Origin of the sequence: Haloarchaeobius amylolyticus (assembly GCF_026616195.1) — an archaeon.
Taxonomy (GTDB): Archaea; Halobacteriota; Halobacteria; order Halobacteriales; family Natrialbaceae; genus Haloarchaeobius; species Haloarchaeobius amylolyticus.
Genome location: NZ_JANHDH010000003.1, coordinates 106,688 through 121,835 on the forward strand (window position 1 = coordinate 106,688; position 15,148 = coordinate 121,835).

General features: G+C 63.8%; 14 protein-coding genes. 4 read left to right on the plus strand and 10 right to left on the minus strand.

The features are described from left to right. Position 1: 1 nt before the first annotated feature. The 3 genes from NOV86_RS18325 to NOV86_RS18335 all read right to left on the minus strand — a co-directional run bounded on the left by NOV86_RS18325 (position 2) and on the right by NOV86_RS18335 (position 2,404). Entirely contained in the window at positions 2–796 is a 795-nt protein-coding gene (locus NOV86_RS18325; protein ID WP_267643218.1) for a cupredoxin domain-containing protein, read from the minus strand. Between the two features lie 82 nt (positions 797–878). Continuing rightward, positions 879–1,313: a cupin domain-containing protein gene (locus tag NOV86_RS18330; RefSeq protein WP_267643219.1), complete on the minus strand. Its 435-nt coding sequence runs from the start codon at positions 1,311–1,313 to the stop codon at positions 879–881. Between the two features lie 110 nt (positions 1,314–1,423). Continuing rightward, positions 1,424–2,404 (minus strand): DUF7351 domain-containing protein, encoded by a 981-nt coding sequence (locus NOV86_RS18335; RefSeq protein WP_267643220.1) that lies wholly within the window; start codon positions 2,402–2,404, stop codon positions 1,424–1,426. Between the two features lie 317 nt (positions 2,405–2,721). Here NOV86_RS18335 and NOV86_RS18340 point away from each other — a divergent pair, with 317 nt between their 5' ends. Next, a complete protein-coding gene (locus NOV86_RS18340) occupies positions 2,722–4,056 on the plus strand; it encodes a S8 family peptidase (RefSeq protein WP_267643221.1) in 1,335 nt (444 codons plus the stop codon). Between the two features lie 58 nt (positions 4,057–4,114). On the opposite strand, the gene NOV86_RS18345 is transcribed toward NOV86_RS18340, so the two are convergent. The 4 genes from NOV86_RS18345 to NOV86_RS23275 form a co-directional block, all read right to left on the minus strand. Beyond that, positions 4,115–6,463 (minus strand): M14 family zinc carboxypeptidase, encoded by a 2,349-nt coding sequence (locus NOV86_RS18345; protein WP_303647880.1) that lies wholly within the window; start codon positions 6,461–6,463, stop codon positions 4,115–4,117. Between the two features lie 299 nt (positions 6,464–6,762). Next, positions 6,763–6,939 carry a twin-arginine translocation signal domain-containing protein gene (locus NOV86_RS23270; protein ID WP_368408792.1) on the minus strand — a complete coding sequence of 59 codons (177 nt, stop codon included), beginning with the start codon at positions 6,937–6,939 and terminating at the stop codon, positions 6,763–6,765. 235 nt (positions 6,940–7,174) lie between these two features. Next, positions 7,175–7,384, minus strand: coding sequence for a hypothetical protein (locus NOV86_RS18350; RefSeq protein ID WP_267643223.1), 210 nt, complete (start codon positions 7,382–7,384; stop codon positions 7,175–7,177). Between the two features lie 150 nt (positions 7,385–7,534). Further along, a complete protein-coding gene (locus tag NOV86_RS23275) occupies positions 7,535–9,406 on the minus strand; it encodes an ATP-binding protein (protein ID WP_267643224.1) in 1,872 nt (623 codons plus the stop codon). A gap of 159 nt (positions 9,407–9,565) precedes the next feature. On the opposite strand from NOV86_RS23275, the gene NOV86_RS18360 reads away from it, so the two are divergent. The 3 genes from NOV86_RS18360 (at position 9,566) to NOV86_RS18370 (ending at position 12,871) form a co-directional block, all read left to right on the plus strand. Then, positions 9,566–9,961 carry a response regulator transcription factor gene (locus tag NOV86_RS18360; RefSeq protein ID WP_267643225.1) on the plus strand — a complete coding sequence of 132 codons (396 nt, stop codon included), beginning with the start codon at positions 9,566–9,568 and terminating at the stop codon, positions 9,959–9,961. A gap of 124 nt (positions 9,962–10,085) precedes the next feature. Further along, positions 10,086–11,249, plus strand: coding sequence for a poly-gamma-glutamate biosynthesis protein PgsC/CapC (locus NOV86_RS18365; RefSeq protein WP_267643226.1), 1,164 nt, complete (start codon positions 10,086–10,088; stop codon positions 11,247–11,249). Further along, positions 11,246–12,871 (plus strand): Mur ligase family protein, encoded by a 1,626-nt coding sequence (locus tag NOV86_RS18370; RefSeq protein WP_267643227.1) that lies wholly within the window; start codon positions 11,246–11,248, stop codon positions 12,869–12,871. Before NOV86_RS18365 ends, NOV86_RS18370 begins: the two co-directional genes overlap by 4 nt. Positions 12,872–12,906: 35 nt before the next feature. Here the strand turns inward: NOV86_RS18370 and NOV86_RS18375 are convergent, their stop codons facing one another. From NOV86_RS18375 to NOV86_RS18385, 3 genes are all read right to left on the minus strand, one after another. Then, entirely contained in the window at positions 12,907–13,134 is a 228-nt protein-coding gene (locus NOV86_RS18375) for a hypothetical protein (RefSeq protein WP_267643228.1), read from the minus strand. A 129-nt stretch (positions 13,135–13,263) separates the two neighbouring features. Continuing rightward, positions 13,264–14,253, minus strand: coding sequence for an MBL fold metallo-hydrolase (locus tag NOV86_RS18380; protein ID WP_267643229.1), 990 nt, complete (start codon positions 14,251–14,253; stop codon positions 13,264–13,266). A 55-nt stretch (positions 14,254–14,308) separates the two neighbouring features. Continuing rightward, positions 14,309–15,109, minus strand: coding sequence for a helix-turn-helix transcriptional regulator (locus NOV86_RS18385; protein WP_267643230.1), 801 nt, complete (start codon positions 15,107–15,109; stop codon positions 14,309–14,311). Between the last annotated feature and the right edge of the window lie 39 nt (positions 15,110–15,148).

Consider the following 15,148-nt stretch of genomic DNA (forward strand, 5'->3'; position numbering starts at 1 on the left):
TTCAGGCCGGGGTCGGCGCGGTTAGTGTCACCTCGAGTTCGATGGCTAGGTCATCTATGGTGACAGAACCTCGGTCGACGATTGTATCCGGGGCCATCTTCGGTGGTCCGAGTGCTGGATCGTCGGGCGGAAGACCGTTCCCGAGGAGTGCAGTCGTCATCGGGAGCGGGGGCCGTCCCGGCTCCCTGACGACATCGCCGGGATTGTCGCCGACGACGATTCGCATACCCATCCCGCCCCACTCGTGGGGGGTACAGAGGAGGTCGTACACCCCCTCCTCTTCGAAGCGATACAGCCAGAAGCCGTGATGTTCGATGACCGGCGAGGAGAACGCCGGGACGCCTTCCGGCACGCGCTGTTGGCGCTCTTGACCGGGGTGGTACGCCGTGACCGTATGTTCGGGGGTGTGGAAGTCGAACTTCACTATCGTTCCCGGATCGACGTGTAAGCCTACGGGATTGAAGTGGAATGCGCCGAACTCGACGGTGAGTTCGGGGAGGTTCGAGTCGTCGATTTTCGATTCCTCGACGTGGAGTTCGACCGTTTCGTCCGGCGTCAGGCGGTTCGGAACGTCGTCGTCACTCGTCCCCGAGTAGCCGAAATGGGGGTGAACAACCGGTGGCCGCGCATCGTTCTGGTATGCCTGGTGGCCGGCTGTGGACTCCGCCCGTGCCGTTGCTACGTTCCCGAGGAACGGCAGCGTCGCGCAAACGCCGGCCGCTCTCAGCACTGAACGGCGTCGGAAGATCGATCGTCTAGTCGACTGTTCGAGTGTATCCGCTGTCTCGTTTGTCATTGTCCAAGATCGTGTCTCTGGTAGTTGTTCGATTCGCTGGGTTCGCCTTCTACCCGGTTTCTGAATCGGTCGGCGTCATGGGTCAGGCCTTGACGATTCGGCTACCGATCGGTTGGACCACCTCCTCGAACTCCCCGACGACGGTACTATCCGAGAAGAACCCCAAGCATCGTGCCGTCTCGTCACCGGTGTTTCGGAACCCGTGGGGAGCCATCGGCGGGATCACCAGCAAATCGCCGGCACCGATCGTTCCCTCGGCATCCCCGGCCCAGGCCTCGATTCCTTCACCGGTGAGACAGACGACGATCTCCTCGGGACTATCCTCGTGTGTCCCCAGTTCCTTCCCAGGTTCGAGTTCGAAGTAGACGACAGTGTGGCCCCCTTCGAGTTCGACGCCGGTCGATGCTGGGAACGCTGACGAGAACGGGAAGCTCGCGCTGACGTCCATGTCTGTCCCCTCCTGTCCTATCTCGATCAGCTCCAAGTCGTCCAGATGGATCGTTTTCAGTCCCGTCATGGCCGATTCAAGGTACGTTGCAGGGAGTATTAGTTATTGGGAGAATGATACTTCACTAGTCTGGCTTAGTGAAATTCCGTTCACGTGCGAGACCGGACTCGACGGAAATATCACTCTGAAGCGTCCCGGTTGAGTCCCACGAGATCCATCTCGTCGTCTAACGAGACCTCCAGGGCTCTCGCATCTCCCCGGATGGTGATAGTGACCCGAAACGGGTCCTCTGAGACGGCAGTCTCGACACCGTTGTCGAGGAGGTCGACGATTTCATCCATGGAGGGAGCGAGGACGTCGATCCCTTGCTCGTTGAGAAAGCTAATCGCGGGGGTTAGCCCCAACGCGAACACCTCGACCGGGAGTCGCTTTGCGAACCCACACGTCTCGCACCGCTGTGTCGCCCAGACTGGGGAACGGGTTCCACACCGGGCGCACGAGTCCCCCGCATGAGACTCGTGATCGGAACAGACCGAGACGGAAGCGGAGATCGAGCCACCACATTCCCGGCAGATACCCTTCATAAAGTAAGCGTTGTCCAACATACATCGGTAGAAACCGATGGTGAGCGCTTCGTCGGCGGTTCGGTCGGTCAATGCGGCCGCCGGATAGTTCGATAGGAAGACCGACCCATAGGGAGTTTCCTCGCCGAACTGTCCGGCACATTCGGTGCACCTGACCCGAAGCCACTGATCCTCGTAGGAAACTGTCATTGGTGCGTCACAGAGCGGGCACGGCTGTTCCAGGTCGGCGGAGAAATCGAGGTCGTCGGTTCCCGATATCGCGATGACCGTTCTAGCTATCTGCTTGCCGGCCCCGCTCAACCGGTACCCGTCGTCGGTTTGCCGGACAAAGTGGGGAACGAGTCTGGAGAGGTGGTAATTAAAACGTCCGTTGTCGTCGATGTCGGCCTCTCGGCGCAGATCGGTGAACGAGAGCGTCTCAGCCACGTCCGACACCTCGTCGTACTTGTGGGCAGCGTCTGCGTGCCAGAGTACGCGGATGATGTCGAGCCGAGTTTTGTTGCCGAGGACAGCGAACGCCTCGTCCGGAGAGATTCCGTTCAATTCGACGTCGGGTGTCAAACGGGCATCACTCATGCTAGCGAATCTCATGCCGCGTTCAATAAGTGTACCCCAGATCGTTTCGTCTTCGGGAGCACGGATACGGATACGCGCCCACTATCTCTCAGAAGCGGAAACTCGCAATACTTACCATCAAATATATGTCTTACGGCCGAGCATTGGTTACTGGTATGCCAAATCATAGCAGACGGGGATTCCTGAAATCGGTGGCGGTCGGTGCGACCGCACTAACCACGATGGGTGTGGCGAGTGCATCCAACGGCAGGAACCAGTACGTCGTAACAGCCCGTGGACGAAGTGTACGAAAGCGACTCGAGCGGACCGGTGCAGAGGTGCTCGCGTCGATCGCCGATGGAGAGGTCCTGCTCGTCGCTGCGACAGACGCAGACAGCCTGAAACGTATCAACGGCGTGGTCGACGTCCGCGAGAACCTCGGGTATCGACCGGTCGGCCCAGCAGAGCAATCGACAGCAGAGTCTACCGACGAGCAACTTGCAGACTACCAGTGGGACAAGTTCGAGAGCACGACGGGCGCCTTCGAGGCCCATGGAACGGCAACCGGCGCCGGCCGAAGCGTCGCCATCATCGATACTGGAATCGATACGTTCCATCCCGACCTCCGAAACGCCGTCGAGAGAGGGAGGCTCTTCCGGGCCGACGGGGCGTCGAGCCCGGATGATTCCCCCACGGTTGCTGGTAACACGACCATCGAGGCACGACTCCCACCGACCGACGAGGAGATTGTCCCGTATGTGTATCTCGGCTCACCAGCAACCCGTGAACAGGCGGCTGCTGACGACGTGGACTCACACGGCAGTCACTGTGCCGGTATCGCGACGGCGAAGCACGACGATATGGAGTCAGCCCCCGAGGACTTCGGTATCGCGGGCATGGCCCCCGACGCCGAAGTAGTCCCACTGCGCGTGTTCTACTGGAAGGAGTACGAGGGCTACCCCTACGATGTGGACGACGACGGCGAGGCCGAATCCGTCACGGTCACCACGCTCTGGACCACCGACTTCGACATCCTGAGCGCTATCGACTACGCTGGCGAGACCGGCGTGGACGCCGCCAACATGAGCCTCGGCGGCGGTGTCATCAAGGGCTCGGCCCACCAGTACGGTGAACACGTCGCCTACCAGCGAGTCATCCAGTCGGCTGTCCAGCGCGGGACCGTCGTCACGACCAGTGCCGGCAACGCCAGCACAGACCTGCAACACGAGGGCTACTACACGCTCCCGAACAGCGTCCCGGGCTCTATCAGTGTCTCTGCGACCGGACCGAACAACAAGCGCGTGTTCTACTCGAACTATGGCACCAGCGACATCGATGTCGGGGCGCCCGGTGGCGGGTACGAGACGCTGGAGAAGACACTTGCAGGCGACACCGAGTGGCCGTTCCCGACCAATCTCGTGCTCTCGACGGTCCCACCGGACCTGAACGACGGTAGAGCATTCGACTGGTACGCGGGCACCTCGATGGCTGCCCCACAGGTGGCCGGACTGGTCGCGCTCATCCGTGAGGTCAACCCCGACCTGAGCGCGAAGCAGGTCCAGAGCATCATCGAGAACACTGCCCGGTTCAGCGACGGGAAAGGCGATGCGGACATCGGCGCTGGTGTGATCTACGCGCCTGCTGCTGTCGAAGAGGCAGCCCGGAAGAGGTGACCTGACTCCCAGAAGAAAATGCGGTCGTAACCGGCCCCAGAGGGGACCGGGGGTTGTCTCAGTCGCCGAACGTCTTCACGAGGTCCCCGTTCACGTATCGCTTCTGGACGAATCCGAGTGCATTCGTCAGAACGGTATGGCCGAGGAACGACACCGTGTACTCCCGAAGACCGAACGGGTGCAGGCTCGTCTGCTTCCCGGGTGGGAGTAACGCCCCGACCAGCTGGACCGTCCCCCCGTTGTCGGCGGACAGCGTCCCTGCACCGACCCACGGGGTCCGCTCACCGAAGAAGTTGAAGGGGTTCTCGTAAGCGATACCGGCGGCGGTACCACCGGCCGCAGCGAATGCCTCTGGGTCGATACCCGTGAACGGCGTTGCTCCCCGGAACGATATCGGATAGCCCATCGGTGCCGGCTTCCACAGTTCCGCCTGGATGGGACGGACACCGTCCATCAGTGGGTGGTCGAGATCTTTCTCCCCGAGGAACCCGCTGAATAACTGGAACGTATGGATGTCTTGGGGGCTGATGTCGGCGGTCGCTTCCGCATCGAGGTCGCCGAGCAACTCTACTGCTCTGTCCGTGACTACGAGTGTGCCACCAGCGTCGACGTAGGCTGCCAACTTCTCGAGATACGACTGGTCGGCACCGTGCGCGTGAGTCAGGACGAGGTTGTCGACGGCAGGCTGCTGCCCACGGAGCAACGCTCCGTCACGCACCGCGTCGATTCCGACTCCTTCGAGCGTTCCCGGGGCACCGACTGGAGGGCGCCCCCCACCATTTCCGTTACCGCCTTGCCCACTGTGAACCCCATCCGTCACGAACGCTTCGTAGTCCTCGAAATACGCGAGTGGCGAGACAGAGTACGAGCGCTGCTGGTAGCCGAGCGCTTCCACGGGGTTCGGCGCCGACACCGATCCGTCAGCATCCGAGAGCAGTGCTGTCGAGCTGACCGTCGCCGTGGCGGAAGTCGTCTCCTTCAGTGGGGTGAGCGTCAGGTTCCACTCCCCCGCAGGTGGGTCCTCGAGGACCCATTCGACACCATTCTCCGACGTACTTCTGCCAGGACCCGCGAAGGGGTTGAAGTGTCGCACTCGTTCCCCGCTCGGGTTTCGCAACGTCGCCTTCGCGAATCCGTGATTGAGGCGAACGGAGACCGAGATCGAACTCGCTCCGTCAGGGACCGAGAGGGTCGTCGAGTTCCGCCCGCGATCGACTGTGACCGTCTGCCTCGACGTGACCCGGTCCGTCACGTGGTCGAAGTCGAGGGCGGCCGACGTCCGCTGGACCGCGTCTGTCTCGACGTACGCCGTACTCTCGCTCCCGGTCTCGATGGTCGCGTCGACCGACCGGACAGCGTGCTCACTGACAGCTCTGATGACCTCCTTGTAGCCATCGACCTGGAGGTCGACGAGCCACGGTCTGTATTCGATACGTGGTTCCGCCCGGTTGTCCCACCCCATCTCGTGGGCCATCATGGTTACTCCCAGTCCGCCCTGTTCGGGTGGGTGACTCATCCAGCTGATGAGGGTCCCCGACGTCGTGTAGCCGATGGTGTCCAGAATGGTCCCATAGGCGTACGCCTCCTCGGGGACCGGACCTCGGTCTCCGGTGAGGGTCTCGTTGAGGTCCTCGAACTTGGAGCGAGACGCGTCGAGACGGTCGCCGAGAAGCGATTCCAGCCGCTCGTCCAACCGCCGATTCATCTCGTAGATGTCGTGTAGCTCCTGGTGGTCGTACTGATCGTTGACGAGCAGTCCCTCGATGAAGTCGGGGGACGTGAACATCCCGTGCAGGTCTGACCCGTACGCTAGGTTATCGTACCCTCGCAGGTGTTCGACGATGTCCAGGGCGTCCGGTGCGACCTCCGTGTATCGCGAGACGACGTCCGAATCGACGCCTGGCTCGTCGTCGACCAGGTTCAGACCGTTGGGCTCGGCAGGGTAGTGGGAGGGGTTAATCCAGCCGACGGTTGGGTAGAGCCGGTTCGGGTCGACGTCCGTCGCTGTCTGTCGCTTGAACGAGTTCTCGGTATCGGCATCCCAGTAGTCCGTCGAGAACTCGTACTGCTGGTTCTGTGCGACCCAGCCGTCCGGGTTCGCATACACGAAGAGGAGGACGAGATCGTCGAGTAACGACTCGACGGCCGGTTCCTGTCCTTCGAGAAGACGTTCGATGAACCGCGTCCCGGATTCGACACCCGAGCGTTCGTCTCCGTGGATCGAGAGGACGAATACGACCTTGTCCTTCTCGCTGAAACTGGGCTCGTCGGCGATGTTGTTCGTCACCTCCGCGACGAAGATGTCCTTCGGGTCGTCGACGCCTTCGAACGCGTTGTAGAACCCTGGACTCTCTCCGATGGAGTGGAATCGGAGCCGGTCGCTGTGCCGGGACGTCAGTTCGGCCATCCCGTCTTTCACCTGCTCGTAGTCGATGTGGTCGACGCTGTCTTCGACGGGCGGGAACACGCCGTTCGGATAGTGGTCGAGCCGCCAGAACGGGTTCGACCCCGGTGCGAACCGGAGTTCCGTCACCGCCTCGAGCGCCGTGAGCTGCGAGACCTCGCCTGGCTGTGGACGGACGTACGCTGCGGCCGTCGGGGTCGTGGTCGTCACGGTCTCGAACCCGGCGTTCTCGATGGCATCGAATCCGTCATCACTCGATACGAGGGCCAGCGTCGGAATCTCGACGAAGTCCCGCGCATGATTCACGATGAACTCATAGAGGTCCGTGAACTTCGGACTGGACTCTTGACCGAGTGCAGTGCGGGGAGCGCCACTGCCCCGCCGAGTACGGCCGAGACGCGGACGAAGTCCCGCCGCGAGATGGGGACACTGTCGAACGCTGCAACAGAATCTGAATCCTGCGATTGCTCTCGTGGCATGTGTTGTCTTGTCACCAAGCACTGTTCAAATTTCACACATAGTAACTTAATAGTTATATAACGATAGTTATATTTGTATGAGGGGAAGCTTCGGGTTCTGCTTTCGGTACGGCCTTGCAAGCGAGCGAAACCCGGAGCCGACCCGATAACCGGTTTCCGTCGTCTTCGGCCGGAAAAGAGGGCGACGACAGGATTCTCTGCGTAGTGAACCTACTGTACGCGGACTACCTCTGTGTTAATCGCCGGTCGTGGCGGCGATGACACCCAGCATCGCGACGACTGCCCACTCGAAGCTTACGAGGTCGATCGAGAACATAATCACCACGATGAGAGCGAGCACGATCCCCGTGGTATCGCCCTCGTCGGCGGCTGCAAGCTCATACCAGTCCCAGTAGGAGGGTCTGGTACTCTCGTCCGTCTTCGACTGGTTTCGGTCTTCGCTCACTGGTTGTGTTGTCCCGTCCACTTCCGAAGTAACTGGCGAAGACGAATGTCACACAGGAATATATTATTCAAACCATTAGTTTCAGTAGTTGTGTCATGAATAACACACACTCTACGCTGTTCACATAGATGCACGGCGGACGACCCGTCTCTAGTCACGAGTCGACGACTCCTCGAACGAGAACTCGAACCGCGCCCCACCTGACGCACTGTCGGTCACGCGGATCGACCAGCCGTGTGCATGGACGATCTCGGAAGCGATGGCCAGCCCGAGGCCGGTCCCATCGTCGCTGAAGGTCACGCCGTGTTCGAGGACCGCGAGGCGGTTCTCGGGGTCGATACCCGGGCCGTCGTCGGCGACGAAGAACCCGTCACCGGACGCCAGTGGCTCGACGCTGATGTTCACCCGGTCGCCGCCATGCTGGATGGCGTTCCGGAAGAGGTTCTCGAACAGCTGGAGGAGGCGACTCTCGTCGCCCTCGATGACGGGGAGCTCGGGGGAGATGGTACACGACGCGTCGGCGGTATCGAGGTGGACCCAGGCCTCCCTGGCGACCGTCTCGAGTGCGATCTGCTCCGGAGAGTCGATGGTCCGGCCGCTGTGGGCGAGCGTCAGCAGGTCGTCGATGAGGGTCTCCATGCGGCGGTGCGCCCACTCCACCTCGGCGAAGTGGGCGTCGTCGCCCGTCTCCCGCGCCACGTCGAGGAACCCCTGGGCGACGGTCAGGGGGTTGCGCAGGTCGTGGGCGACGACGTCCGCGAACTCGCCGAGGCGCTGGTTCTGCCGCCGGAGTTCCTCCTCGCGTTCGGCACGGCCCAGGGCGGCTTCGACGCTCGCGGCCAGGATGCTGAACAGGTCGATATCCCGGTTCGAGAAGGACTGGGCCGTCGTGCTGCCGGTCATGAGGAGACCGTGGCGGCCGAGCGGGGCGATGATCTCGCACTGGATCACGGTCTCGGGATTGTGGATACCGTCCGTATTCGGGATGTCCTCGTAGACGTCGAGGTCGCCGTCGACGAAGGTGTCCCACGCGAGGCTCTCTCCGGGGGTGAAATGGGGAAGCTCGCCGAGTGTCGCGCGTACGTCGTCTGTCGCAGCCACGGGAACCAGCTCCTGCTCGACCTCGTCGTATTCCCACATGGCGGTCAACTCCAGGTCGAGGATGTCGGCGGCCGCCTCGACGGCGACGGTCCCGACCTCCGCCATCGAGGTGGTGGTGTTCAGTCGCTGGGTGACCTCCTGCAGGGCCCTGAGCCGTCGTTCAAGCGTCTTCTGTGCGGAGATGTCCCGGGAGAAGACGGTGAGGCCGTCCTCGTCGGGGAAGGCCCTGACCTCGACCCAGTAGCCGAAGGGGTCCTCGACGTACTCCTGGAAGGCGGTCGGCTCGCCGGTCTCGATCGCCGTCCGGAACTGCTCTTCGTGGTCGGTGCCGACGAGACTGGGGAACTCCTCCCAGAGGACGGCCCCGAGGAGCGAGTCGCGGTCACGGCCGATGCGCGTCGCCATCGTCTCGTTCACGTACTCGATTCGCCACGACACGTCGAGCGAGTAGATGCCGTCGGTCGCCCGCTCGAGTGTTCGTTCGTACCGGTTGGTGTCGGTCGCCGACGTTCGTTCCTCGCGGTAGCGTCGCCCGAGGGTGACCACCCGGTCGAGGAGGTCGGCGAGGTCGGCGCTGTCCGACGCGACGGGGTGGTACTCGGTCGCGCCCGCCCTGGTCGCTTCGGCGGCGATGGTCTCGCTCCCCTCGTCCGTGTAGAGGATGATCGGAAGGTCGCTCGCCTCCTCGCGAATCGCCCTGACGAGGTCGATACCAGTCTCGTCGTCGAGTCTGTACGCCGTCGTCACGCAGTCGACCTGCTCGCTGGTGACGGCGTCGAGTGCGGCGTCGAACGCCTTCGCCCGGTGGAGGTCGATCCCTGTCGTTGCGTCGTCGGCCTGCGCCTGTAGTCGAGTCGAGAGTGCCTCGTCCGACGCGATAGAGAGAACACTGAGACTCCCCTCGATATCCGGCCGTGTCACGGTCGTCCCCCGCTACGAACCGATACGGGAAAAACGTTATAGTAGGCTGTCCTGTCATCGATTCGGAAACCGCCACTGGCGCTGGTCGGTGGGTGCGGGCGACGGTGATTCGGCTCCGCGACCGGCCTCTTTAGGTAGTTTGAGACCGTTGACACGAACATGGATGGGGAGATTGTGGATGGGGAAATCGTGGCGGCCGACGACGACGAGCAGATCCGGCGGCTGGTGGCCGTCACCCTCGGCGACGAGTTCGCGGTTCAGACGCTCGAGACCGGACAGGCTGCCTGGGACTACCTGGAGACGCGGTCGGACAGCCCACCACGGCTGGTCCTGCTGGACGTGATGATGCCAGAACTGGATGGGTTCTCGCTGCTGGAACGCATCCGCAACGAGGAGGCATTCGCCGACGTCCCTGTATTGATGTTGACCTCACGGTCCCGCGAGGAGGACGTACTCAGGGCCTTGGACGCTGGGGCGGATGGCTACATCGCGAAACCGTTCGATCGGAGGGCCCTCGTCGATCAGGTCCGCGACCTCCTGGAAGCGTCGGCCTGACCACACCAGAATCCCGGTCGAGACGGCTCGGTCTCTGTCCTGCGTATCGCCATCGCCCACCGGCAGTGGTACTTCGCCCCTCGATTGCGGCACCGTTTTGTAAGCGTACTGTCTCCAGTGGTGTATGTGGGTTGCCACCATGCTGACCATTCTCGGGCTGCTCAGCGTGGCGACCATCACCCAGTTCACGGGGTACCGGCTCGGCGGGACCATCACGGTCCCCATCCTGGCCGTCTACACGCTCAAGGACCTCTCGCTGTTGCCGGTGTTCGTCCTGAGCACACTCACCGCGTACACAGGGCTGTGGCTGTTCCGGCGCCGGACCCTCGTCGCGGGCCGTGACGAGCTGGTCGTGGCGATGGTCGTCGGGACGACCGTTCCCCTGGCCATCTTCCTCCTCGTCGACCAGGTCGGGCTCCGGTCCGACGTCATCGTGTTCTTCGGCAGTATCCTCCCGGGGCTGGCCGCGTACAACTACCACCAGATCCGCCCCGAGTACCGCCGCAACGACCTCGCCGCGGCCGTCACCCTGTTCGTCGGCCTCCTCGTCATCGGGTGGGTTCTCGTCACACCCGCCGTGGCAGCCCAGTTCGGGACGCTGACACCCCCGGTCCTCTTCTCGCGGACGGCAGACATCGCGCTCCTCAAGAACGCGACCGCCGGCGCCGACGTGGCCCCCGACGTCATGGCGCGCGAGGCGGTCGCCGTCCTGTTCGCAGCCGGACTGGTACTCTCCGAACGCCTGCGTGACCGTTTCGGCGTACGCCTCGGTATCATCACGGCCGTCCTGCTCGGCATCTACGCGCTCTCTAACTACTGGCTGCTCGTCCTGTACCTCGTCCTGTTCGTCCTCGCGTTCGGGTTCGTCCAGGCGGCCAACTACGCGACGCTGCGCTACGGGCGCGTCCTCTTCGGGCTCACCGCGGCGGTCGCCATGCTCCTGGCCATCCCGTTCGTGCTCTGGTTCCCCATCACCCGCGGGCTCTCGGCGTTCTTCGTCGCGAACATCGCCGGGGTGACCGCCTACAACGCACATGTGACGCCACCGTTCGAACGCCGCCTCGTGCTCCCACTGCAGGTCGGCGTATTCGTCCCGTCGCTGCTCTTCGCCCGGCTCTTCAGCACGCCACAGCCCCAGGGCTTCACCCACCCGGTCACGCTCCCGGTCGTCGTCGCGGGGGCCCTCCTCACCGCGATGGCACTCGGACTGGCGTACTGGTACTCGGTCGACCTCCCGGACAGGGCGGCCGTGCGGTCCGCGTCGGTCCTCCCTGGGGGTGACTCGTGAGCCGCACCGCCTTCGAGATATACGGGCGCGGCTTCGGCTGGTGCTGGCGCCTGCGCATCGACGCCGAGGTGGTCGCGACCTGCGGGACCCATCACGACCGGTCACGAGAGGCCCGGCTCGCGGTCGACGATGTTCGCGCCGCCGTCAGGCAACTGCTCGGCGAAGCCGTCCCGAACGAATCCGCGAGCGTCACGGACCCGCGGTTCGTCGTCGAGCCGGACCCGACCCCGGCGGGCGAGTTGCCTGCCGACAGGAACAACTGGGTCTGGCGGTTCGAGAGCGCCGAGCGGGTCCTCGCCCACAGCGCGGAGCGGTTCCCGACGGAGGCGGCCGCCGAGACCGCCGTCGACCGCTTCATGGCCAACGCGACGGGGGCGCTGCCGGTGTTCATGGTCGGCGCCGAGCACGAGTGGGCACAGGGCCCCCAACCCATCACGGTCGGTAAACCCAGTCTGACCGGCCTCGTCCGCGAACTCACGCGGGGGCTGCGCCACCGACAAGCGCTCCAGCAGGTCGATACGCGAATCGTCGTCGCGGGCACCCGTGGGAAGTCCTCGACGACCCGACGCCTGGACGACGTGTTCAACCGCCGCGACTACGACACGCTCACGAAGATCACAGGGGACCACCCGACGCTCATCCACAACGGCGAGGTGTTCCCCATCGAGCGGGAGGGCCCTCGCACCACGCTCTACGAGAACATCAGCATCATTGGCGAGTTCGCCGGGGAACTCGACGCCTACGACCCGGAGGACGTCCTCATCTTCGAGAACCAGGGCATCACGGAGTACACGACCCGACTGGTGAACCAGCGCCTCATCGACCCGGACATCATGGTCCTGACCAACGTCCGCCAGGACCACACCGACACCCTCGGCAAGACCAGGGGAGACATCGCTCGTGCCTTCGCCCGGTCGGTCCCGAAGGGTACCCACGTCATCAGCGGCGAGCAACACCCCCTGTTGCACGAATACATGCAGCGCGACATCGAGCGCCGTGGCGGCACCATCGAGCAGGTCGACGTCCCACCAGAACACGAGGGATTCATCGGGGCCGAGACGGTCCACGCCATCAACGCGGTACTGGCGGCCGTCGACGAGTCGCCGATTCTCGACTCGGAGATCGAGGCGTTCCTCGAGGGGATGCAACCCGCCTGGACCCTGCTCCCGAACGGCCGGATCTACGACGCCGCGGCCGTCAACGACATCGAGAGCACGGAGATGATCCGGCGGGCGCTCACCGACGGCGAGCAGATCGTCCCGTTCGTCTACCTTCGGCGCGACCGCCGCGGTCGGACCGCCTCGTTCGCCGAGTACGTCGACCTGCTGTACGAACACGACCACATCGAGGTCGTCCACGTCGGCGGGGCCAACGCCCGTGCCTTCGCGGCGAACGTGGACGTCCCGGTGGTACAACACGAGAACACTGAGGGCGCGTCCGCGGTGCTCGACGAGTTGCTCGGCGATGGCAACCGCGTCATCTGCATGGGGAACGCCGTCGACGAGTTCATGCGCGACGTGGAGGCCGAGATCGAACAGCGCGTCAGGGCGCAGAAACAGGTCGAACGCATCAGCGGGGAGGCGTCGGCGAACGTCGCCGACCAGGGCAGCTGGGACAGTTGAGGTCGTTCGCAGGAACGAATCGGCAGGCGACGCTCTCAGAGCGCCTCGCCGATCAGCTGGACCGCGACGATGGGAAGCGCGAGCAGCGCGCCGAGGATGATGGTCCAGGCGAGCAGCGCGAGGACCAGTCCTGTTCCGGGGACGAGCGCGACCAGTGCGTCGATGCCGAGCGCGAGGAGCGCGAGTGCAGCGAGCAGGAGGCCGACGCGGACGACGGTGGTCTGGGTGCGAGCGGGCTTCGTGGTGGTGATGCTGGTGTTCATCGACAACTGTAGAGAGGACTCCCGAGCACATATAGGTAGCCAGAATTACATTTCTGTAACCGGCGGGACTGAAATCGATTTCTGTCGGGGGACACTCAGACGAGTGTCAGCGACACCAGCGGGCGGCCGCTAGAAACCGAGTTCCCACCGCTGGTCGTTCTCTTCTGCCAGCGCCTCGCTCGCACGTTCAGCGATGCGATACGTCTCGCCTTCAGGAATCACGGCCCCGGTCTGCGCCAGATGTTCGAGGTGGGCGTACGCCTCGCCCGGCCCGTGGAGGATGTGGATGTCCGAAAGCTCGCCGAACAGCTCGGCACTGACCTCCCACGTGTTCAGCGGGCCGGATTCATCGAGCACGTTCAGGACCCGCCACGCCCGTTCCTCGTGGTGGTCGATGATGTGTTCGGCGCGGGCGGGCGGGTCGGCTATCGGGTCGCGGTGACCGGGCCAGGCACGGTCGTACCCGGCGTCTGCGATGTACCGGAGCGCCCGGAGGTACTTCTCGAGGGGGTTCTCGACCCGCACGTCGGCACCTCCGACGTTCGGCGTGTACACTGGCAGGAGTGCATCCCCGGTGAAGACGACCGGGGACCCATCGAGGGTCGTCTCGAACATGCACAACCCCGCGGCGTGTCCCGACGCGTGGACGACGCGCAACTCGTGGCCGTTGACGTTGAAGGTATCCCCGTCCGCGAACGGGATGACCTCCGGGGCGTCCAGCGCCGTCGGCTCTGCCATCCTCTCTCTGAGCACCGCCTGTTTCGGTTCGGGCATCCCCCAGTCGTCGAAGTACCGCTCCTGTGTCTCGTGCAGGGTCGCCCACGCGTCCTCGTCCCCCTCGACGAGCGGGGCGTCCTCGGCGTGGACGTACACCTCGGCCCCGCTTTGCGATTGTATCTCGCCGGCCAGGCCGGTGTGGTCCGGATGCCAGTGTGTCAGGAAGATCCGGTCGATGTCCGCCATCGCGACGCCGTGGCTGGCGAGTGCCTCCGTCAACTGCGTCCGCGTCGCCGCCATCCAGTCGCCGGTGTCGATGAGGACGGTCTCCGGCCCATCGTCGAAGAGGTAGGCGTTGTTGTGTCCCTCGAACGCGGCGTTCGACAGCGTCAGGCGTTCCATGCCCGGTACTAATCCACCACTGTCGTTTGAGTGTGTCGAGGGCGGCGACCGGGTGTCACGGCTCGCCTGGGATGTCTGCGGGAGTCAGCCCGTCGGCTTCCTCCCGGTAGCGCTCGTAGAGGTCCAGTGCCCAGTCCCGTGCCTCCGGGTTGTCCGTGTCCACGAAGACGGTGAGCATCCCGGTCTGCTCGTCGTATCCGCCGAGGCCGATTCGCCCATCGAAGATGGCGAGCCCGAACGGGAGTTCCTCGTGGGTCGAGAGGCTGAGTTCGCCGCTCTCGAGTGCAGTCCGGACCGCGTCGGGATACGCCTCGACGATATCGTCGACGACGGTCGGGAGATAGACCACGTCGGTCGTCATCCCGTCGAGTATCTCCTCACGGATCTCGTCGACGAAGATAGGGGCGATGGTGGTCGTGTCGAACCCGTAGAGGGTGCTCGATTTCCGGAGGAGTTCCATGAAGCGAGCGACGGGTGCGTACGGGTTCGAGGGTCCCGGTTCGGTGATGGTCGCGTCTGCGAAGGGGCCGACGTCGACATCCACCGATTCGTCCGTCTGGGTCGCGAGGAACGGCTGGAGCCGTCGGGCCGTGGTGAGTCGCTGCTGGAAGGTACTCACCTCGGCTGCGACAGCCCGTCCGAACGGCGAGAGTTCGAACTCGTCGTCGGATTGCACGAGCAGGTCCTGCGCTTCGAGGTCACGGACGATACGATGGATGGTCGTTCGTGAGACGTCGAGGGCTTTCATGAGGTCCGCCCGCGTCTTCGATCCATCTCGAAGCGTCTCCAGGACGTCCGCACGCTTGATCGCTTCCACCGGGAGACTGCCGTCTCCTTCCACCTGTTCGCCACCCATGAGGAGTACTCAGACCTGTCATCGTCATAGCTGTTCGTG

Bases quoted from the DNA above. Each gene is read 5' to 3' on its own strand.
- NOV86_RS18325 (WP_267643218.1), bottom strand. From the start codon at position 796: ATGACAAACGAGACAGCGGATACACTCGAACAGTCGACTAGACGATCG.
- NOV86_RS18330 (WP_267643219.1), bottom strand. From the start codon at position 1,313: ATGACGGGACTGAAAACGATCCATCTGGACGACTTGGAGCTGATCGAG.
- NOV86_RS18335 (WP_267643220.1), bottom strand. From the start codon at position 2,404: ATGAGTGATGCCCGTTTGACACCCGACGTCGAATTGAACGGAATCTCT.
- NOV86_RS18345 (WP_303647880.1), bottom strand. From the start codon at position 6,463: ATGGCCGAACTGACGTCCCGGCACAGCGACCGGCTCCGATTCCACTCC.
- NOV86_RS23270 (WP_368408792.1), bottom strand. From the start codon at position 6,939: ATGCCACGAGAGCAATCGCAGGATTCAGATTCTGTTGCAGCGTTCGAC.
- NOV86_RS18360 (WP_267643225.1), top strand. From the start codon at position 9,566: ATGGATGGGGAGATTGTGGATGGGGAAATCGTGGCGGCCGACGACGAC.
- NOV86_RS18365 (WP_267643226.1), top strand. From the start codon at position 10,086: ATGTGGGTTGCCACCATGCTGACCATTCTCGGGCTGCTCAGCGTGGCG.
- NOV86_RS18375 (WP_267643228.1), bottom strand. From the start codon at position 13,134: ATGAACACCAGCATCACCACCACGAAGCCCGCTCGCACCCAGACCACC.
- NOV86_RS18380 (WP_267643229.1), bottom strand. From the start codon at position 14,253: ATGGAACGCCTGACGCTGTCGAACGCCGCGTTCGAGGGACACAACAAC.
- NOV86_RS18385 (WP_267643230.1), bottom strand. From the start codon at position 15,109: ATGGGTGGCGAACAGGTGGAAGGAGACGGCAGTCTCCCGGTGGAAGCG.